This is a genomic window from Streptomyces sp. NPDC048506 (assembly GCF_040651315.1).
GTDB lineage: Bacteria > Actinomycetota > Actinomycetes > Streptomycetales > Streptomycetaceae > Streptomyces.
In genome coordinates this window covers 50,009-69,368 of the sequence record NZ_JBEZIX010000051.1, presented here as the reverse complement: position 1 = coordinate 69,368, position 19,360 = coordinate 50,009, and the positions used below count along the sequence as shown (strand labels likewise).

The following is a 19,360-nucleotide window of genomic DNA, read 5'->3' as shown; positions in this document are numbered from 1 at the left end:
AAACCTCATCCAAAACCCCCGCAAAAACATCGTCCGACGCATACAACTCCCGCCCCATACCAGCCCACTGCGCCCCCTGACCGGTAAACAACACCGCCGTCCCACCCGAAACAGACGAGCCGATCCGCACGCCCTTCAGGGCCTTGCCCCGGGCGAGCGCGTCGAGGGCGGCGACCAGCTCCTCGCGGTCACCGCAGGGCAGCGCGGCGCGGTGCTCGAAAAGGGTGCGGGTGGTGGCCAGGGAGTAGGCGACGTCCCGCGGGTCGGCGTCGGTGCGGCGCAGGTGGTCTCGGAGCCGGGCGGCCTGGGACCGCAACGCCGCCTGGGAGCGGCCGGACAGCAGCAGGGGCGGGGCCGGGTGCGGAGCCGGGCGCGGAGCAGTGACGGAGGTCGAGGTGCCTGGGTCTTCTTCCCGTACGGCGGCCGGGTCCGGCCGGGTCAGGTGCTCCAGCACCACATGGCAGTTGGTGCCGCCGATACCGAAGGAGCTGACGCCCGCCAGCAGGGGGGTGCCGTCCGGGTCGGGGTGCAGGGCGGTCGGCGTGGTCTGCACCTTCAGTCGGAGCCGGTCCAGGGGGATGGCGGGATGCGGGGTGTCGAAGTTGAGCGAGCCGGGCAGGGTGCGTTCCCGCAGGCACAGTGCGGCCTTCACCAGCCCCGCGATGCCGGCGGCGCCCTCCAGGTGGCCGATGTTGGTCTTCACGGAGCCCACCAGCAGGGGGGCGTCCGCCGGTCGTCCGGTGCCGTGGACCGCGCCCAGGGCGTGCGCCTCGACCGGGTCGCCCACGGGGGTGCCCGTGCCGTGCAGTTCGACGAAGCGGACCTTCGCGGGGTCGACTCCGGCCTGGGCGCAGGCCGCTCGGAGCACCGTCTCCTGGCCCTCGCGGTCGGGGGCGGTCAGGCCGGGGCCGCCGCCGTCGTTGCCGATGGCGGCACCGCGCACCACGCAGTACACGGGGTCACCGTCGGCCAGGGCGTCGGCGAGGGGCTTGAGTACGACGGCGGCGCCGCCCTCGCCGCGCACATAGCCGTTGGCGCGGGCGTCGAAGGTGTGGCAGCGGCCGTCGGGGGAGAGCGCGCCGAGCCGTTCCATGGTGGCCGAGCCCTCGTCGGCGAGGATCAGGTTGACGCCCCCGGCGATGGCGATGCGGGAGGTGCCGGCGCGCAGGCTCTCGACGGCTAGGGCCACGGCGACGAGCGAGGACGACTGCGCGGTGTCGACCGCCAGGCTGGGTCCGCGCGCCCCCAGGACGTAGGAGAGCCGGTTGGCGAGCATGGCGCGCTGGAGGCCGGTGGCGGTGTGGGCGCCGGCCGGTGCGCCGGCCCGGTGCAGGAGGGTGGCGTAGTCGTCGTGCATGGCTCCGACGAAGACGCCGAGCGCCTCGCCGCGCAGCGACCCGGGGACGATCCCGGCGTCCTCCAGCGCCTCCCAGCCGAGTTCGAGCATCAGGCGCTGCTGCGGATCGGTCTCGGCGGCCTCGCGCGGTGACATGCCGAAGAACGCGGCGTCGAAGTCACCGGCCGCCTCGATCATGCCGCGCCGACGGCCGTCGGCCGCGCGGCCGATCGCCTCCGTCCCGTCGGTCAGCAGTTTCCAGAATTCCTCGACCCCCGGCGCTCCGGGAAATCGGCAGGACATTCCGATAACGGCAATGGCATCGGATCGGTCGTCAATTCGGGAAACTACGAGATCTTCAGACACCAGCATTCCTCAACGCTCGCCATGCCATGCCATGTCACGGAATTCCTGCCTGCTCTTGATCTTTCCGACCGTACAGCGGGCGAACAGTCGAACGAAAGGAACTCCCGACGATCAAGAACCAATTGTGTCAAGTTCATCGCGTCAAGTGCCGTGCATTCTCCGCGCGTTCACCGCGACAGGAGCCACCAACACCTACGGACCGACACCTACGGGCCGACGTCTACCGGCCGACACCCACAGACCGACATCTACCGGCCGACATCTACGGGCCGACATCTTCCGGAGGATTTGCCGGAGAGCGGAGGCGGTATTCCTCCGGGAATCCCCTCGCACCCTCGCACCCTCGCACGTGAACGGTGAAGTGTTCAGTACCGGGGCGGCGCAGGACAACCATCGAGCGTCGAATGTGTCAGGTTCCCCGGACCGCCCGGCCGTTCTCGGGCGGCGTCTTGTCCGGGGGCCCGGACCGGGAGGTCATTGTGTCAGGTCCACCTTGCTGGCGATCTTGACCGATTCATAGGCTCCGCCGGCATCGAGGGATCGCAGCGACCGTGTCATGCGTGCGGTCCGCACTACCACTTCCCAAGGAGAATGGCCGATGGCCGAGGCCCTGACAGAGCCGCTTGAGCTCAGCAAGGAGGCGAACGCCCAGGAGCTCCTGGACTGGTTCGCGTTCAACCGGACCCATCACCCGGTCTTCTGGGACGAGGGCCGGCAGGCCTGGCAGGTCTTCCGTTACGACGACTACCTGACCGTCTCCAACAATCCGCAGTTCTTCTCCTCCGACTTCAACGAGGTCATGCCGACCCCGCCCGAGCTGGAGATGATCATCGGGCCGGGGACCATCGGCGCCCTGGACCCGCCCGCCCACGGCCCCATGCGCAAGCTGGTCAGCCAGGCGTTCACGCCGCGGCGGATAGCCCGTCTGGAGCCCCGCATCCGGGCCGTCACCCAGGAGCTCCTCGACGCGGTGCGCGGCCAGGAGACCATCGACGTCGTCGGCGACCTCTCCTACGCCCTGCCGGTCATCGTCATCGCCGAGCTGCTGGGCGTCCCGTCCAGCGACCGCGACGTGTTCCGCGAGTGGGTCGACACCCTGCTCACCAACGAGGGCCTGGAGTACCCGAACCTCCCGGACAACTTCAGCGAGACGATCGCCCCCGCCCTCAAGGAGATGACCGACTACCTCCTGCACCAGATACACTCCAAGCGCGAGGCCCCCGCCGACGACCTGATCAGTGGCCTGGTCCAGGCCGAGCAGGACGGCCGCAGGCTCACCGACGTGGAGATCGTCAACATCGTCGCGCTGCTGCTCACCGCCGGCCACGTCTCGTCCAGCACCCTGCTCAGCAACCTCTTCCTGGTGCTGGAGGAGAACCCGCAGGCGCTGGCGGACCTGCGTGCCGACCGCGAGCTGGTGACCGGTGCGGTGGAGGAGACGCTGCGCTACCGCAGCCCCTTCAACAACATCTTCCGCTTCCTCAAAGAGGACACCGACATCCTCGGCCCGGAGATGAAGAAGGGCCAGATGGTCATCGCGTGGAGCCAGGCGGCCAACCGCGACCCCGAGCACTTCCCCGACCCCGACACCTTCGACATCCGGCGCGCGAGCGGCTCCCGCCACATGGCGTTCGGCATCGGCATCCACCACTGCCTGGGCGCCTTCCTGGCGCGCCTGGAAGGCAAGGTGCTGCTCGAACTGATGCTGGACCAGGTCGCGGGGTTCCGCATCGACCACGGCAACACCCGCTACTACGAGGCCGATCAACTCACCGCCAAGTACCTGCCCGTCCACGTCGAGTGGAGCTGACCGGGCCGCCGGCCCCCGGGTTCCGCGGTCCGCATCGGCCGCGGAGCCGCGCCCATCCCGAGAGGAGCGCCGCCATCGCCGAGAACGCAGCCGAGTCCTCCCCCGCCGTGCGCGTCGGCAGGATCAAACCGTGTCGGCTGATCAGGTTGGAACAGCACATCGATCCGCGCGGCAGCCTCTCCGTCATCGAGTCCGGCATGACCGTGGGCTTCCCCATCAAGCGCGTCTACTACATGCACGGACAGCCGGAGTCGTCGCCGCCCCGGGGCCTGCACGGGCACCGCACGCTGGAGCAGCTCGTCATCGCCGTGCACGGCGGATTCTCGATCAGTCTGGACGACGGCTTCCAGAGCACCACGTACCGGCTTGAGGAGCCGGGGGCCGGGCTCTACATCGGGCCCATGGTGTGGCGGGTGCTCAAGGACTTCGCGCCGGACTCCGTCGCCCTCGTCCTCGCCTCACGGCACTACGAGGAGTCCGACTACTACCGCGACTACGACACATTCCTGCGTGACGCATGGAGCCTGAATTGAACGTGCCCTTCCTCGACGCCGGTGCGGCCTACCGGGAACTGCGGGCCGACATCGACGCGGCCCTCCAGCGGGTGGCCGCCTCCGGCCGCTATCTGCTGGGCGCGGAACTGGAGGGATTCGAGGCCGAGTTCGCCGCGTACTGCGACAACGACCACTGCGTGGCGGTCGGCAGCGGCTGCGACGCGCTGGAGCTGGCGCTGCGTGCGCTGGGCATCGGGCCCGGCGACGAGGTGGTGGTGCCCGCGCACACCTTCATCGGCACCTGGGTGGCGGTGTCCGCCACCGGGGCCCGGCCGGTGGCCGTCGACCCGACCCCGGACGGGCTGTCCATGGACACGGCGCAGGTGGAGGCGGCCATCACCCCCCGCACCAGGGCCGTGATGCCCGTGCATCTGTACGGGCATCCGGCCGATCTGGACCCGCTGTCGGCGATCGCCGAACGGCACGGCCTGGCCGTGGTGGAGGACGCCGCGCAGGCGCACGGCGCCCGCTACCGGGGGCGCCGGATCGGCTCGGGACATGTGGTCGCGTTCAGCTTCTACCCGGGCAAGAACCTCGGCGCCATGGGCGACGGCGGAGCGGTGGTCACCGGGGACGCCGCCGTGGCCGACCGGGTCCGGTTGCTGCGCAACTGCGGCTCCCGGGAGAAGTACCGGCACGAGGTGCAGGCCACCAACTCGCGGCTCGACGAGTTCCAGGCCGCCGTGCTGCGGGCCAAGCTGCCGCGGCTGGAGGCCTGGAACGCCCGCCGGATCCGCACGGCCGAGCGCTACACACGGTCCCTGGGCTCTCTGCCGCAGATCGCCGTCCCCGTCACCGCCCCCTGGGCCGACCCGGTGTGGCACCTGTACGTGATCCGCTGCGCGGAACGCGACGAGCTGCGCCGCCGGATCGAGCGGGCCGGGGTGCGGACCCTGATCCACTACCCCGTGGCGCCGCACCGGACCCCGGCCTACGCCGACGACCCGGCCGGCGCTCCGGCCGGCACCCACCCGCGCAGCGAACGCCTGGCGGCGGAGAGCCTCAGCCTCCCCCTCGGGCCCCACCTCGGGGACGAGGCGTTCGATGCCGTCGTCGCGGCGGTCCGAGCGGCGGCCGTGGGGCTGCCGGCGTATCCCACGCCGGACGGCACGGGCGTGCGCACGGAGCGCACGACGCCGGACGGCCACCGTCTTCCTCTATCGACGGAGAAACGATGACCGAGACCACATCGGGGCGTCCCGGAATGAAGGGGATCATCCTCGCCGGCGGCGGAGGCACCCGCCTGCGGCCGCTGACCGGGCCGCTGTCCAAGCAGCTCCTCCCGGTCTACAACAAGCCGATGATCTACTACCCGCTGTCCGTGCTGATGCTGGGCGGCATCCGCGAGATCCTGGTCATCTCGTCGCCCCAGCACATCGAGCTCTTCCAGCGGCTGCTGGGCGACGGCTCCCGGATCGGCCTCGACATCACCTACGCGGAGCAGCCCGAGCCCCAGGGCATCGCCCAGGCCCTCACCATCGGCGCAGACCACATCGGGAGCTCCCCGGTGGCGCTGATCCTGGGCGACAACATCTTCCACGGCCCCGGGTTCTCCTCCGTGCTCCAGGGCAGCATCCGCCATCTCGACGGCTGTGTGCTGTTCGGCTATCCGGTGAGCGATCCGCAGCGCTACGGCGTCGGGGAGATCGACCGGGACGGGCTGCTGCTCTCCCTGGAGGAGAAGCCCGCGCAGCCCCGCTCCAACCTCGCCGTCACCGGTCTCTACCTCTACGACAACGACGTCGTCGACATCGCCAAGAACATCCGGCCGTCCGCGCGCGGCGAGCTGGAGATCACCGACATCAACAAGGTCTATCTGGAGCAGCGGCGGGCCCGGCTGATCGAGCTGGGGCACGGTTTCGCCTGGCTGGACATGGGCACCCACGACTCGCTGCTCCAGGCCAGTCAGTACGTCCAACTGCTGGAGCAGCGCCAGGGGGTGCGGATCGCCTGCATCGAGGAGATCGCCCTGCGGATGGGCTTCATCGATGCCGACGAGCTGTATCTGCTCGGTCGCGAGCTGGGCACCTCGGGCTACGGCTCCTACCTGATGGAGGTGGCCTCCCATGCCGGCGCCGCCTGAGACCGAGCACTGGACGCATACCCGGGCCACCAGCCGGCGGCCGCTGCGGATCCTGGTCACCGGAGGCGCCGGCTTCATCGGCTCGCGCTTCGTCAACGCCCTGCTGGACGGCTCGATGCCGGAGTTCGGGAAGCCCGAGGTGGTGGTGCTCGACGCGCTCACCTACGCGGGCAACCTGGCCAATCTGGCCCCGGTGGGCGACTGCCCGCGGCTGCGCGTCATCACAGGGGACATCTGCGACCGCAGTACGGTCGCCCTGGCCATGGCGGGCGCCGATCTGGTGGTGCACTTCGCGGCCGAGTCGCATGTGGACCGGTCGATCGAGGACGCCGACGCCTTCGTGCGCACCAATGTGCTGGGCACCCATGTCCTCCTCCGGGAGGCGTTGGCCGTGCGACCGGGCCGGTTCGTGCACGTCTCCACGGACGAGGTGTACGGCTCGATCCCCCAGGGGTCGTGGCCCGAGGACCACCCGCTGAGCCCCAACTCCCCCTACGCCGCCTCCAAGGCCGCCTCCGACCAGCTGGCGCTGGCCTTCCACCGCACGCACGGACTTCCGGTGTGCGTCACCCGCTGCTCCAACAACTACGGGCCGTACCAGTACCCGGAAAAGATCATTCCGCTGTTCGTGGGGAATCTGCTCGACGGTGGGACCGTCCCGCTCTACGGCGACGGCGGCAACCGGCGCGACTGGCTGCACGTGGACGACCACTGCCGCGCCATCTCCCTGGTGGCCCGGGGCGGCCGCCCCGGCGAGGTCTACAACATCGGCGGCGGCACCGAGTTGACCAACACCGAGCTCACCGAGCGTCTGCTGAAGCTGTGCGGGGCCGACTGGTCGGCGGTGCAGGAGGTACCGGACCGCAAGGGCCATGACCGGCGCTACTCCGTCGACTACGCCAAGATCGCCACCGAGCTGGGCTATGCGCCGCGGATCGGTATCGACGAGGGACTGGCAGAGACCGTGCGTTGGTACCGCGAGAACCGCGCGTGGTGGACGCCCCTCAAGAAAGGACGATGAACCTCCGTGTCCGCATCGACAGATCCGCACCTCCTCGGCGACCTGTGGCTCCGCCGGTACCAGCCGCGCGCCGCACCCGCGGTGCGGCTGGTCTGCTTCCCGCACGCGGGTGGCTCGGCCACCTCCTTCCTGCCGTTCGTCCGGACGCTGCCCGACCAGGTGGAGGTGCTGGCCGTCCAGTACCCCGGTCGTCAGGACCGGCGGAGCGATCCGCTGATCGACACCGTCGAGGGCCTGGTCGAGCCCCTGGTCGAGGTGCTGGAGGGGCACGGTGACCGGCCCCTGGTGCTCTTCGGGCACAGCATGGGCGCCACCGTGGCCTACGAGGTCGCCCGCGTGCTCCAGCAGCGCGGGGCGGGGCCGGCCGCGCTGGTGGTCTCCGGCCGTCGGGCCCCCACCACGAACCGCCCGATGACCGTGCACCTCTACGACGACGACCGGCTGCTGGCGGAGCTCCGCTCGCTCGACGGCACCGACGAGAGTCTGCTCGCCGACCCCGAGTTGCTCCAGCTGGTACTGCCCGCGATCCGCAACGACTACCGCGCCGTGGGCACCTACAGCCACCGCCCGGGGGCGCGCCTGGACTGCCCGCTGACCGTGTTCACCGGCGCCGACGACCCCAATGTCACCGCGGCCGAGGCCGCGGCGTGGGGAGACGTCGCGGCGGCCGGCGCCCGGGTGCACACCTTCCCCGGCGGCCACTTCTTCCTCTACCAGCAGGCCGTGGAGGTGTCCGCGACCCTCGTGGACGCGCTCGCGCCGCTGCTCCCCGTGGGCGCCAGGGGGAGCCATGCGACCTGAACCGGGGTCCGTCGCCCAGGCCGACTACGCCGACCGCCGGCAGACGGCCGAGCGGGTGCGCCGGTCGGCCGACGTGCTCGACAGCCGGGTGACCCCCATGGTGGAGGTGACCGGCTGGCTGGCCGAGTACCAGCGGGCCCACCACTTCCACGCGGAGCCGATCCCCTTCAGCGACCTGCGACAGTGGTACTTCGAGCCGGGCACCGGCAATCTGCGCCACGAGACGGGCCGCTTCTTCTCCATCGAAGGACTGCGCACCAGCTCCGACCTCGACCCCGCCGACCGTGTCCAGCCGATCATCGCGCAGCCCGAAGTGGGGCTACTGGGCATCCTGGCGCGGGAGTTCGACGGGGTGCTGCACTTCCTGATGCAGGCCAAGCCGGAGCCCGGCAATGTCAACGGGCTCCAGCTCTCCCCCACGGTGCAGGCCACCCGCAGCAACTTCGACGAGGTGCACCACGGCCGCTCGACTCCCTTTCTGGACCGCTTCATCCAGCGCCCGGGGCGCCGGGTGCTGGTCGACGCCATCCAGTCGGAGCAGGCCGACTGGTTCCTGCACAAACGCAACCGCAACATGGTCGTCGAGATCGACTCGGACCTGGAGGAGCACGGCTCCTTCCGCTGGCTGACGCTGGGTCAGATCCGCCGGCTGCTGCGCCGGGACGACCTCGTCAACATGGACACCCGCAGCGTGCTGGCCTGTCTGCCGACCGCGCACGGCGCGCCCGACGGCGCTGCCGAGGACTTCCCGGCGGCGCTCCGGCGCTCCTTCTACGGGGAGGGCGAGCCGCTGCACGAGCTGCACGCGATCACCGGCTGTCTCACCGACGTCCAGGCGCTGCGCGTGCTGCGCCAGCAGAGCGTGCCGCTCGATCAGGCCTACGAGGACGGCTGGCGGCGGACCGGGGCCACCATCCGGCACCGCACCGACGAGCGCTTCGAGATCATGGCGGTCGAGGTCACCGCGGAGCAGCGCGAGGTGGCGTCGTGGACCCAGCCGCTGCTCCGCCCGTGCTCCCAGGGGCTGATGGCCCTGGCCGTCCGGCGGATCAACGGGGTGCTGCACGCCCTGGTGGCGGCCCGGTCGGACGTGGGCACGCTGAACTTCGCCGAGTTCGGCCCCACCGTGCAGCTCAGGTCGGCGTGGCCGCGCGGCGCGGGCGACCCGCCGCCGTACCTGGAGTACGTGCTGGCCGCCGCTCCGGGCCGGGTGCGGTACGACGCGGTGCTCTCGGAGGAGGGCGGGCGCTTCTACCACGCGCGCAACCGCTACCTGGTCGTCGAGGCCGGCCCCGAGCTGCCGGTGGACTGCCCGCCCGGCTTCCGCTGGGCGACCCTCGGGCAGCTCACCGAGCTGCTCGCGCACGGCAACTACCTGAATGTGGAGCTGCGCACGCTGATCGCCTGCGCACACGCCGCCTACTGAGGCAGCACGGCCGGGGTACCGGGCCAGAACACCGTGCGGGGCGCGCCGATGGCGCGCCCCGCACGCTTGTGTCGTCGCGCGCACTCAGGACAGCGCGGGCGTCGGCGGCTCGGACTGCCGGGCCCTGGGCCCGCGGGACGCCTTGCGGGAGCGGCCGAGGGCCCGGACGACCGGCTTCTCCACGTAGAAGTGCAGCAGCGCGGCGAGGCCCAGGCTGAGCCCGAGGGCGAGCACGGTCAGGCCGATCGCGGCCGGGGTGTCCCACTGCCGGTAGTAGCCCAGGTCACCGCCGAGGAAGCGGTGCCCGTACTGGATGACGAGGTAGTGGATGACGTAGAAGGCGAAGGTGAGTTCGCCCAGCAGCACCATCGTCCGCGTGCCCAGCCACGACCGGGTGCCGCGGATGTCGCCGGCGGCCAGCGAACCGAGCAGCAGGGCGATCAGCGGGACCGTCGGCGCGATGCGGGCCAGGTAGGACGGCAGCGCGAAGGACAGCGCGAACGCACCGGCGAACAGCAGCGCGCACAGCCCCGGGGTCGGGCCGGCCCAGCGGCCGCGCCGCACGATCTGCGCCATCAGGACGCCGAGCGTGAACTCCAGGAGCCGCACCGGCGGGAGCATGTAGACGAACCAGTACTGGATCTCCGGCATGTTCGGGTCCCACGGCAGTGCGGGGTGTGAGGGCAGCAGCAGGGCGAGGGCGGGCACGGACGCGGCCACGACGGAGATGCCCAGCACCCAGGACCACAGCCGTTCGGCGCGCACCTTGGAGAAGAAGGCGAACAGGAACGGGAACGCGGCGTAGAACAGCATCTCGCAGGAGAGGGACCACGCCACCGGGTTCATGCTGCCGTACTGGTGGTAGTCGGGGATCCACGACTGGACGAGCAGCAGGTTGCTGAGGAAGCCGTCCCATACCGATCCGCCCATGGTGGGCTCCTGGAGCCAGAGCACGATCGCCAGGGTGAGCAGCAGGACCGGCAGGTGCAGCGAGTAGACGCGAACCCAACGGCGGCGCCAGAAGGCGGGCTTGGAGGGGTCGGGCATGCCCGCCCAGGTGAGGACGAACCCGCTGAGCATGAAGAAGAACGAGACCGCCAGCGGCCCCAGGACGTCCAGCGGTACCTGCGCGGTGGAATTTATCTCGGCGTTCCGGAAAAACGGCTGGGAAGCGATATGGGAGGAGAACACCACCAGCGCGGCGATGGCCCGCATGCCGCCGAGCGACGGCAGGTGTTTCGGTAAGGACATGGGAGTACCTCGAAGGCGAATAGGCGTGGATGAGAGGGGTTTTCTAGGGCATGACCCGTGGGGCCGACAAGCGGCAGCTGACACAGTGACGACAGCACCCGGAAAAAGGGAATTCGCATCACTGGACGTAGTGACGCCATTTCGCAGCGCAATTCGATGAGGTGCCCCGACACCAACCGGCGGGGTGGACCGGTGAGTTGACCACCGGGTTTGCCGGCACTGCTGACCACCGGCCCGATGGGCGGCACGGAACCCCGGGCGGCTTCGAAAGTGTGTGCCGGGCGCATCTGGGAGGGCCCGGAGCATTCCGGAAGGCTGTGCCACACGCAGTTACCGGAATTCGAGCGCCCCACGAGGATCACGATGATCGTTACTCCGCTTGGCCCGAAGCCGCAGTCTTCCCCCTCCTTTGCCGGTTCCACCGTTCACGACTGTCTCGAATCGCTGGTGAACGAGGCGTGCGAGGAGTTGCTCGGTTCGCTGCGCCGTGCCGACCAGCGCAGAAGGGGTGGCCAGTACTTACGCGGTCTGCTGACCGCCACCGGGCGCAAGACGGCCCGTAACATCGCCAACTTCGGCGGGGTGGGGGCCTCGCCGCAGAGCCTGCACCACTTCGTGGCCAGCTCGACCTGGGACTGGCGGCCGGTGCGCGCGGCCCTGGCCCGCCATGTGGACGACGGGCTGCGCCCGGACGCCTGGGTGATCCGGCCGATGGTGGTCTCCAAGACGGGGGTGCGCTCGGTGGGGGTGCGGCGTCGCTTCGTTCCCGACCTCGGCCGGGTGATGAGCTGCCAGCGCAGCTACGGACTGTGGTTGGCCTCCGACGCCAGGGCCGCGCCGGTGAGTTGGCATCTGACGTTGGACGGCGGTCCGGGCGGTGAGGCCGATGTGCAGCCCGACGCGCCGGGCGAGGAGAGGGATCTGGCGCGGCTGGTGGCGGAGATCGCACAGGCCAATCGGACGGTGACGCGCCCGGTGGTGATGGACGCGCGGACCGCCGCGGTACCGCCGCTGGTGCGCGCGCTCACCACGGCCGGTCTGCCCTTCATGCTGCGGGTGGGCGGTGAGCTTCCGCTGGATCCGGCCGCCGGCCGGATCCAGGTGGGCCAGCGCCCGCAGACCTCGCCCGCCCAGCACCTCATGGAGCAACTCAAGCGGCTGGGCCGCCCCGTGGAGTGCCACGGCGCGGTCAACTTCGTCACGCCGCTCGCCGTGGTGCTGCCCGGTATGCTCCCGCGGCGCACCCTGCTGCTGATGGGGGTGTGGCGAGCCAACCGCCGGCGCCCGGCGGACCTGTGGCTGACCGACCTCACCTCGTCAGGGCACGGTGCGCTGCTGCGGTTGGCGATGCTGACCGAGCGGGTGGACGCCGACTTCGCCACGGTCAGTGTGGACGTCGGCATCCGCGACTTCGAGGGGCGCTCGTTCGAGGGCTGGCACCGGCATGTGACGCTGGCCTCGATCGCGCACGCGCTGCGGCTGTCGCAGGACGGGCAGTGGTGCGACTACCGGGAGCCCATCGCCGGGTGACCACGGGCGGTGGCGCGGCCACCGGGCGCCGGCCGGCAGGGCACCGGCCGGCCGCCGACGGTCACTCGGGCAGCGATCCGAGCGCGGCCCGGGGCACGGGTGGCGGGTGCGAGGAGAGCGCGGCGGACGCGGAACGCGAGGAGAGCGCCGAGCGCACCTGGTACAGCCGCAGGGCCAGTTGGATGTCCAGCACCCGCTCCGGGCTCTGCCAGTCCTCCCCCAGCAACTGGCCGATGCGCTCCAGTCGGCGCGAGACGGTGTTGGGGTGCACGCACAGCGTCTCCGCCGCCCGGGTGGGGCTCCGGCCCGACTCCAGATACACCCTCAGCGTGGGGATCAGATCCGTGAATCGGTGGGTGTCGTAGTCGACCACGGGCCCGATCGTGGACCTGATGTAGCCGGGGACATCGTTCTCCTCGGCCAGGAGCATGCCGAGGAAGCCCAGGTCGGCGGCGCAGGCGGTGGCGCCGCCGCCGCCGAGCGCGCGCAGGGTCGCCAGGCACTGGGCGGCCTCGCGATAGGCGTCGGCGATGCCGTCGACGGTCGAGGCGGGACCGGCGGCCCCCACGGTGATCGGCTGCCCCACCCGGGTGGTGAGTTCCCGGCAGGCGGCCTGCGCCACGACCACGGGGTCGTCTCCGGGCAGCAGCAGGACGACGGCGCCCTCCCGTACGCTGCACAGCCCGCCCAGTTCGGGCGCGTAGTCGGCGGCGCAGGTCTCCAACCGGGCCGAGGCCCCGTGGGGTCCGCTCGCCACCAGCACGACGTGCGGGCGGCGGAAGCTGAGGGAGAACATCAGGGCGCGCTCTTTGTGGAGCGCCGGCGAGCGCGGCGCGCCCACCAGATCGTCGAAGAACTCCTGGTGGCCCTGGGCCTGGGTGGAGTCGTTGTGCTGGATGCGCAGATGCAGCGCGAGCGCACGGGCGACGACGAGAAGCAGCGGTACGACGGTGTGGTCCGCCTCGGGGCCGACATCCGCTAACAGGAAGCCGGAGTTGTACTCCCCGGGGTACAGGGGCACCGTCCAGAGCCCTGGGTGCACGAGTGTGGGGCGGCCGGTCTCGGCGGCCCGGCAGCAGGCGGCGCGCAGCTCCAAGGGGGGAACGGGGCGCAGCTGACCGTACTCGGCGAGCGGCCGGCCCAGCGAGCTACAGATGGCGGTGCCGCCGCCCAGCGCCTCGCCGGCGACGGCCAGGAGGGCGTCGACCCCGCGCCGTTCGAGGACCAGAGCGATCAGGCACGACTGGAGGTCGGCGGACCTGCGGGTGACCGCGAGGGCGGCGCGGGCCTCGGCGGCGTCGTCGCGCATCCGCCCGATGTCGTTGCGGAGCTCCTCGACCAGCAGGATGCGTTCGATCGCGGCGGCGGCCAGATCGGCGAGCGAGCACAGCAGGGTGACCTCGTTGGGGGTGAGGTGGCGGACCTGGCGTTCGGCGACGTAGAGCACTCCCACCCCCGCCTCGTCCCCGACGCGCAGCGGCACGCCCAGGACGGCGCGCAGCCCCTCCGAGCGGACGACGTCGTCGATGCTCTCGACGTGCGTGAAGCTGGTGTCCGCGAGGTAGTCGGGCGTCCAGAAGGGGGCGCGGCAGGCGCGCACCATGCCGCCCAACCCACCGCCGGCGGGCAGCCGGAAGCCGACGGAGACCGAGAACGCGTTGCCGTCGGCGCTCTGCACCTCCGTGTCGAGCTCGCCCTCCCTTTGCAGGCTGACGTAGGCGACGTCCAGCTTGAGCAGCAGCCGCGCCCTGCGGGCGACCGAGTCGAGCAGGTCCTGATAGTGCTGGGCGCCGACGAATTCGTGTGCGGCGTCGACCAACGCGGCGAGCTCCGCCTCGCGGTCGCGGCGGTACTCGATCATCGACTGTGCGGTCAGGGCGAGCCGGTTGAAGCGCTCCAGACGACGCATCCGCTCCTCGCTGGCGCCTTCGCGTTCCGCGCGCGCCATGAGCCGGTCGTATTCGCCTCGCGGGGCCGAACGGGCAACGAATTCCAGGAAGGTGAGTGCGTCATCCGCCTGGTTTTCTTTGGTCGCGTCTTCACCCGAATCCAGGCCACTCATGCCACAGACGCCCCCGTCCCTGTGCTTTACCAAAACAATGGAAGGTTATTACATTCTCACTGCAAGCGTCTAGAGATCATTAGGCCACGGAGCGGGCCACCACAAGCCCCTTCGGGCGCTTCCGCACCACCCCCGTCACCATAAGCCTTCACCCCGTTCACCCCATTCCACCGGCTTCAATGGAGCGCGGGCCCCAAACCGACCGTAGGGCCGGTAAACGAGCGACGCGGGGGGTGTGGTCGGGCCATCATCCACAGCCCGCGGGGTGTTGTCGCACCACCACCGGCCACGATTCGTGACCTCCCGGGCGGGTCGCGGTCGCGTCCTTCCGACAAGACGTCACTTTCGGCCATGGGGCCCTGACTAGTCCGATTTCATATCCCACTCCTGTGGGCCGGGGGCCGGGGGCACCGGCGGCGCCCGGCAGACAAGGTCAAGTTTCCGTGGACGCCTCCCGGAGGGCTCGGCACGCTGAGCGGCACGCAGAAGGGAGGATGTGTGAAGCTCACTACCGAGTTGCTCAACCGGTCGCACGATCCGCGTGGGCCGTTGATCACGGTGCTCGGTGCCTCGGGATTCCTCGGGTCCGCCGTGGTCACCGAACTCGCCGCGCTGCCGGTGCGGTTGCGCCTGGTGGCACGCGGCGCCAGCCGTGTGCCGGCCGGGCCGGTGGCGGACATCGAGGTGCGCCGGGCGGACCTCGCCCGGCGGGACGCCGTCGCGGCCGCCGTCGAGGACGCGGACGCCGTCGTTCATCTCGCGGCCGGGATCGGCGGCCAGCAGTCGTGGCGCGCCGCCGACGCACACGCCGAGCGGGTGAACGTCGGCATGATGCGCGATCTCGTCGACGTGCTGCGCGGCCGCGGCGGCACCGTGCCGGCCGTGGCCTTCGCCAGCACGCTCCAGGCCGGATCGCCGACCGGTGGCACCGGCCCCCTGGGCGGCTACGCGGCGCAGAAGATCGCCGCCGAGGCGATCCTGCGCGAGGCCACGGCCGAGGGCGTGGTCCGCGGCATCGTGCTGCGGCTGTCGACGCTGTTCGGCCACAGCCCGCTCTCCGGCGGCGCCGGGCGCGGCGTGCTCGCGTCGATGGCCCGCCGGGCCCTGGACGGCGAGCCCCTGACGATGTGGCACGACGGATCGGTCGAGCGCGACTTCCTCCATGTCCGGGACGCGGCGGACGCGTTCGTGGCGGCCCTGGAGCACGCGGCGGAACTCCAGGGCCGGCCCTGGATCGTCGGGACCGGCCGCCTGGAGCGGCTCGGCGACGTCTTCACCTCTCTGGCCGGCCTGGTGGCCGAGCACACCGGCGCAGCTCCGGTCCCGGTCGTCTCCGTACCGCCTCCCGCCTACGCCGAAGCAGGCGACTTCCACAGCCCGGTGTCCGACCCCGCCGCCTTCTGCGCGGTGAGCGGCTGGGCTCCCCGGGTGCCGTTCCCCGACGGGCTGCGGGCCATGGTCGCGGCGATCGCCGCCACCCGCACCGCCACATCGGCGAGTTCTTGAATGGGTCGAGTTCGAAGGGTGGGACCGCGCGTGAGCGAGGGTCAGGAGCACGCAACGCACACACAGCAGCAGACGCGCCCGCCGCGGCGGACGCACACACGGCTCGGCCGCAGCGCGACGCTGGTGAGCCGGCTGTGGCTCGGCACCGTGAACTTCAGCGGGCGCGTCGAGGACGCCGACGCGCTGCGGCTGATGGACGAGGCGCTCGACCGGGGCATCAACTGCGTCGACACGGCGAACATCTACGGCTGGCGTCTGTACAGGGGGCACACCGAGGAGCTCGTCGGGCGGTGGCTGGCCACGCACCGCTCCCGGCGCGACGACGTGGTGCTCGCGACCAAGGTCGGCGAGGAGATGAGCGAGCGGGTCAACGACTCCGGCCTGTCGGCCCGGCACATCATCTCCGCCTGCGAGCAGTCGCTGCGCCGCCTGGACGTGGAGCACATCGACCTCTACCAGATGCACCGGATGGACCATTCGGCGCGCTGGGAGGAGATCTGGCAGGCGATGGACCGGCTGGTGGCCGACGGGAAGGTCCGTTACGTCGGGTCGTCGAACTTCGCGGGCTGGAACATCGCGGCCGCCCAGGAGAACGCGGCGGGCCGGCGCTCCCTGGGGCTGGTGTCCGAGCAGTGCCTGTACAACCTGGCCGACCGGCACGTCGAGCGGGAGGTGCTCCCGGCTGCCCGCGCCTACGGGCTGGGGGTCTTCGCCTGGTCGCCGCTGCACGGCGGTCTGCTCAGCGGGGCGCTGCGCAAGCTGGCGGCCGGTACGGCGGTGAAGTCGGCACAGGGCCGGGCGCAGACGCTGCTGCCGGGGATGCGGCCCGTCATCGAGGCGTACGAGCGGTTCTGCGACCGCATCGGCGAGCACCCCGCCGAGGTGGGCCTGGCCTGGGTGTTGTCCCGGCCGGGGATCAGCGGCGCGGTGATCGGTCCGCGGACCGCCGAGCAGCTCGACTCGGCGGTGCGCGCCCTCGATCTGGTCCTCGGTGACGCCGAACTCGCCGAACTCGACGCCCTCTTCACCGCCGCCGGTGGCGGCCGGGCCCCGGACGCCTGAGCCGCCCGAAACCCGCGGGGCGCCGACCGGCCGGCGGGCCGGCCGGCGCCCCCGTGTCATACGACGCTCAGCTCGGGCAGCGGGAAGACCAGCTTGCCGCCGGCCTCCCGGTAGGCCCGCTCCCGCTCCAGGAAGCCGTCGCGGTAGATCCACGGCAGCACCAGCAGTTGATCGGGCTTGAGGGCCCTGGCGTCGTCCTCGGACACGATCGGGATGCCCGATCCGGGGGTGAAGCGGCCCGCCTTCTCCTCGCTGACCTCGCCGATGCAGGGCAGGTCCCGCTCGGTGAGACCGCAGTACTGGAGGATCACATTGCCCTTGGTGGAGGCGCCGTACCCGACGGTGAGCAGCCCGGCCTCGCGGGAGCGGTCCAGGAAGCCGATCAGGGCGTCGCGCTGGTCCTGGACCCGGCGTGCGAACGCCTCGAACGGGGCCATCGTGTCGAGCTTGGCCTCGGTCTCGCGGGCCCGGATGCGGGCCAGGCCCGCCTCGTCCTTCGGGTACCGGGTCGCGCTCCTGGCGAGGGTGACACAGAGGCTGCCGCCGTAGACGGCCGTGAGTTCGGCCTTGATCACGGTCAGCCCGACCCGCTCGGCCATCCACTCGATCTGCTGGAGGGCGTAGTACTCCAAGTGCTCGTGGCAGACGACGTCGTAGGCGTCGGCGTCGAGCATGGCGGGCATGTAGCTCTGCTCCATCACCCAGACGCCGTCCTCGGTGAGGATGTCGTGGACGTCCCGCATGAAGCGCATCGGGTCCGGCAGGTCGTAGAACATCGCGATGGAGGTGACCACCTTCGCGCGCTGCGAGCCGAAGCGGTTCACGAACGCCTCGCGCGAGAAGTAGTCGACGACCAGCTCGACGTCCGCCGGGTACAGCTCGCGGAACTTCTGGCCGGTGGGGTCGATCCCGACCCGGCGCGGGCCGTCCGCGGGGTAGCCGCGCAGCAGCGTGGCGTCGTTGCTGCCGATGTCGACGACCAGGTCCTGGGGGCCGAGGTCGACCAGCTCGCGGATGGCCGCGACCTTGCTCCGGAGGTGGTTGACCATGAACGGCCGGATGCCCGAGCGGTAGCCGTAGCCGTCCCCGTACATCAGCTGGGGGTCCGGGGTGTGGCGCAGCTGCACCAGGCCGCACCCGGCCGGGGAACACTTGACGAGTTCGAGCGGCACCGCCGGGACGGCCTCGTCGCGGCTGGCCGGGAACACCCCGGTGAGCGCCTGTTCCCCCAGGTCCAGCACGGGGAGCAGCTCACGGTTGGCGCAGATACGGCACGCAGTTGTGATCATTTGGTCCTCTCGGGAGAGACAGGGGTGAACGACGACGGCCGATCGGGGCGACCCGCGGCCGGACGCGTGGGCCCCGCGGACCGGGCGCCTCGCCGTCGGAAGCCGGGGGCCGGCCTCGGACGGGGGTCAGCCTCGGGCGGGGGCCAGCCTCGGGCGGGGGTCAGCCTCGGACCGGGGCCAGTTCGGGGGCCTTCAGGCGGAGGGTGTCGGAGGCGGGCTGGGCGGACGGCACCAGATGCAGCCGGCTGACGCCCTCCGTCCCACCCAGGGCGGACTGGCAGGCGCAGACCTCGTCGGAGAACCCGGCGAAGCGGTAGGCGACCTCCATCATCCGATTGCGCTCGGTGGCCCGGAAGTCGGCGGCCAGATGCACCCCGGCCCGGTGGGCCTGGTCGGTCAGCCAGCGCAGCAGCGCGGAGCCCGCGCCGAGCGACACCACCCGACAGGACGTGGCGAGCAGCTTGATCCGCCAGGCCTCGACGGACCGTTGGAGCAGGACGACGCCGACCGCGCCGTACGGGCCGAAGCGGTCGGTGACCGTGGTGACCAGCACCTCGTGGTCGGGGTCGTCGATCAGGGCGAGCAGATCGGACTCGGAGTAGTGCACCCCGGTCGCGTTCATCTGGCTGGTGCGCAGGGTGAGTTCCTCCACCCGGGACAGTTCCTCGGGGGTGGCGCGGGCGATCCGCATCCGGATGTCCAGCGAGCGCAGGAAGTCCTCGTCGGGACCGGCGAACTCCTCGCGCTCGGCGTCACGCCGGAACGACGCCTGGTACATCGAGCGGCGGCGGCGCGAGTCGACCGTGATCGTGGCCGGGCTGAACTCCGGCCGGGTGACGAGCTCCAGGGCCTGTTCGGCGGTGTAGGTGCGGACCTCGGGCAGCGCGTGGACGACCTCGGCGCGCTCGAACGGCTGGTCGTCGATGAAGGCGATGGTGCCCAACGCGAAGTTGAGTTCGTCGGCGGTCCGGCGGACCGACTCCGACTTCGGCCCCCATCCGATCCGCGGGAGCACGAAGTACTCGGCGAGGCCGAGCCGCTTCAGCTGTGCCCATGCGTGGTCGTGGTCGTTCTTGCTGGCCACGGAGTTGAGGATGCCGCGCGCGTCCAGCTCGGTGATCGTCTCGCGCAGCCCCGGCCGGAGCCGGACCTCACCGTCCTCCAGCAGCGTGCCCTGCCACAGGGTGTTGTCCAGGTCCCAGACCAGGCACTTGACCGTGGTCGTGGCGCCGGCGTCCGCCATGGTGTTCTCCGGGTGCACTG

At 71.2% G+C, this 19,360-nt stretch carries 15 protein-coding genes; 10 read left to right on the top strand and 5 right to left on the bottom strand.

What is annotated here, in order from left to right:
- Positions 1-1,639 (bottom strand): beta-ketoacyl synthase N-terminal-like domain-containing protein (locus tag AB0C96_RS33435; RefSeq protein ID WP_362922711.1); only part of this gene is annotated, 1,639 nt, incomplete at its 3' end.
- Between the two features lie 661 nt (positions 1,640-2,300).
- Between AB0C96_RS33435 and AB0C96_RS33430 the strand changes: the two genes are divergently transcribed.
- The 7 genes from AB0C96_RS33430 to AB0C96_RS33400 all read left to right on the top strand — a co-directional run bounded on the left by AB0C96_RS33430 (position 2,301) and on the right by AB0C96_RS33400 (position 9,397).
- Entirely contained in the window at positions 2,301-3,512 is a 1,212-nt protein-coding gene (locus tag AB0C96_RS33430) for a cytochrome P450 (RefSeq protein ID WP_362922709.1), read from the top strand.
- A 107-nt stretch (positions 3,513-3,619) separates the two neighbouring features.
- Positions 3,620-4,045, top strand: a complete 426-nt coding sequence (locus tag AB0C96_RS33425; protein ID WP_362922708.1) for an FdtA/QdtA family cupin domain-containing protein — start codon at positions 3,620-3,622, stop codon at positions 4,043-4,045.
- A gap of 2 nt (positions 4,046-4,047) precedes the next feature.
- Positions 4,048-5,244 (top strand): DegT/DnrJ/EryC1/StrS family aminotransferase, encoded by a 1,197-nt coding sequence (locus AB0C96_RS33420; protein ID WP_362922720.1) that lies wholly within the window; start codon positions 4,048-4,050, stop codon positions 5,242-5,244.
- Between the two features lie 26 nt (positions 5,245-5,270).
- Entirely contained in the window at positions 5,271-6,149 is an 879-nt protein-coding gene (rfbA, locus tag AB0C96_RS33415) for a glucose-1-phosphate thymidylyltransferase RfbA (protein ID WP_362922719.1), read from the top strand.
- Positions 6,150-6,192: 43 nt separating this feature from the next.
- Positions 6,193-7,170: a dTDP-glucose 4,6-dehydratase gene (gene rfbB / locus AB0C96_RS33410; protein WP_362922718.1), complete on the top strand. Its 978-nt coding sequence runs from the start codon at positions 6,193-6,195 to the stop codon at positions 7,168-7,170.
- Positions 7,171-7,176: 6 nt separating this feature from the next.
- Complete coding sequence (locus AB0C96_RS33405) at positions 7,177-7,971, top strand: alpha/beta fold hydrolase (protein ID WP_362922706.1); 795 nt, start codon at positions 7,177-7,179, stop codon at positions 7,969-7,971.
- Positions 7,961-9,397: an NDP-hexose 2,3-dehydratase family protein gene (locus tag AB0C96_RS33400; protein WP_362922705.1), complete on the top strand. Its 1,437-nt coding sequence runs from the start codon at positions 7,961-7,963 to the stop codon at positions 9,395-9,397. The genes AB0C96_RS33405 and AB0C96_RS33400 overlap by 11 nt, the downstream gene beginning before the upstream one ends.
- An 84-nt stretch (positions 9,398-9,481) precedes the next feature.
- Here AB0C96_RS33400 and AB0C96_RS33395 read toward each other — a convergent pair whose 3' ends face one another.
- Complete coding sequence (locus tag AB0C96_RS33395; RefSeq protein WP_362922703.1) at positions 9,482-10,648, bottom strand: acyltransferase; 1,167 nt, start codon at positions 10,646-10,648, stop codon at positions 9,482-9,484.
- A gap of 447 nt (positions 10,649-11,095) precedes the next feature.
- On the opposite strand from AB0C96_RS33395, the gene AB0C96_RS33390 reads away from it, so the two are divergent.
- Positions 11,096-12,178: a transposase gene (locus AB0C96_RS33390; protein ID WP_362922701.1), complete on the top strand. Its 1,083-nt coding sequence runs from the start codon at positions 11,096-11,098 to the stop codon at positions 12,176-12,178.
- A 61-nt stretch (positions 12,179-12,239) separates the two neighbouring features.
- Here the strand turns inward: AB0C96_RS33390 and AB0C96_RS33385 are convergent, their stop codons facing one another.
- Positions 12,240-14,126, bottom strand: coding sequence for a helix-turn-helix domain-containing protein (locus AB0C96_RS33385; protein ID WP_362922700.1), 1,887 nt, complete (start codon positions 14,124-14,126; stop codon positions 12,240-12,242).
- A 612-nt stretch (positions 14,127-14,738) separates the two neighbouring features.
- Here AB0C96_RS33385 and AB0C96_RS33380 point away from each other — a divergent pair.
- Complete coding sequence (locus AB0C96_RS33380) at positions 14,739-15,746, top strand: NAD-dependent epimerase/dehydratase (RefSeq protein ID WP_362922698.1); 1,008 nt, start codon at positions 14,739-14,741, stop codon at positions 15,744-15,746.
- Between the two features lie 30 nt (positions 15,747-15,776).
- On the top strand, positions 15,777-16,808 hold the full coding sequence (locus tag AB0C96_RS33375; protein ID WP_362922696.1) for an aldo/keto reductase: 1,032 nt from the start codon (positions 15,777-15,779) through the stop codon (positions 16,806-16,808).
- Positions 16,809-16,864: 56 nt separating this feature from the next.
- Here the strand turns inward: AB0C96_RS33375 and AB0C96_RS33370 are convergent, their stop codons facing one another.
- Together AB0C96_RS33370 and AB0C96_RS33365 are read right to left on the bottom strand one after the other, a co-directional pair.
- Positions 16,865-18,097 carry a class I SAM-dependent methyltransferase gene (locus AB0C96_RS33370; RefSeq protein WP_362922694.1) on the bottom strand — a complete coding sequence of 411 codons (1,233 nt, stop codon included), beginning with the start codon at positions 18,095-18,097 and terminating at the stop codon, positions 16,865-16,867.
- A gap of 160 nt (positions 18,098-18,257) precedes the next feature.
- Positions 18,258-19,340, bottom strand: a complete 1,083-nt coding sequence (locus tag AB0C96_RS33365) for an HAD-IIIC family phosphatase (RefSeq protein WP_362922716.1) — start codon at positions 19,338-19,340, stop codon at positions 18,258-18,260.
- Positions 19,341-19,360: the final 20 nt, after the last annotated feature.

What these genes read in the sequence shown, in the direction of transcription:
- AB0C96_RS33430 (WP_362922709.1), top strand. Translation starts at nt 2,301, where the DNA reads ATGGCCGAGGCCCTGACAGAGCCGCTTGAGCTCAGCAAGGAGGCGAAC.
- rfbA (WP_362922719.1), top strand. Translation starts at nt 5,271, where the DNA reads ATGAAGGGGATCATCCTCGCCGGCGGCGGAGGCACCCGCCTGCGGCCG.
- AB0C96_RS33400 (WP_362922705.1), top strand. Translation starts at nt 7,961, where the DNA reads ATGCGACCTGAACCGGGGTCCGTCGCCCAGGCCGACTACGCCGACCGC.
- AB0C96_RS33395 (WP_362922703.1), bottom strand. Translation starts at nt 10,648, where the DNA reads ATGTCCTTACCGAAACACCTGCCGTCGCTCGGCGGCATGCGGGCCATC.
- AB0C96_RS33385 (WP_362922700.1), bottom strand. Translation starts at nt 14,126, where the DNA reads ATGGCGCGCGCGGAACGCGAAGGCGCCAGCGAGGAGCGGATGCGTCGT.
- AB0C96_RS33370 (WP_362922694.1), bottom strand. Translation starts at nt 18,097, where the DNA reads ATGATCACAACTGCGTGCCGTATCTGCGCCAACCGTGAGCTGCTCCCC.
- AB0C96_RS33365 (WP_362922716.1), bottom strand. Translation starts at nt 19,340, where the DNA reads ATGGCGGACGCCGGCGCCACGACCACGGTCAAGTGCCTGGTCTGGGAC.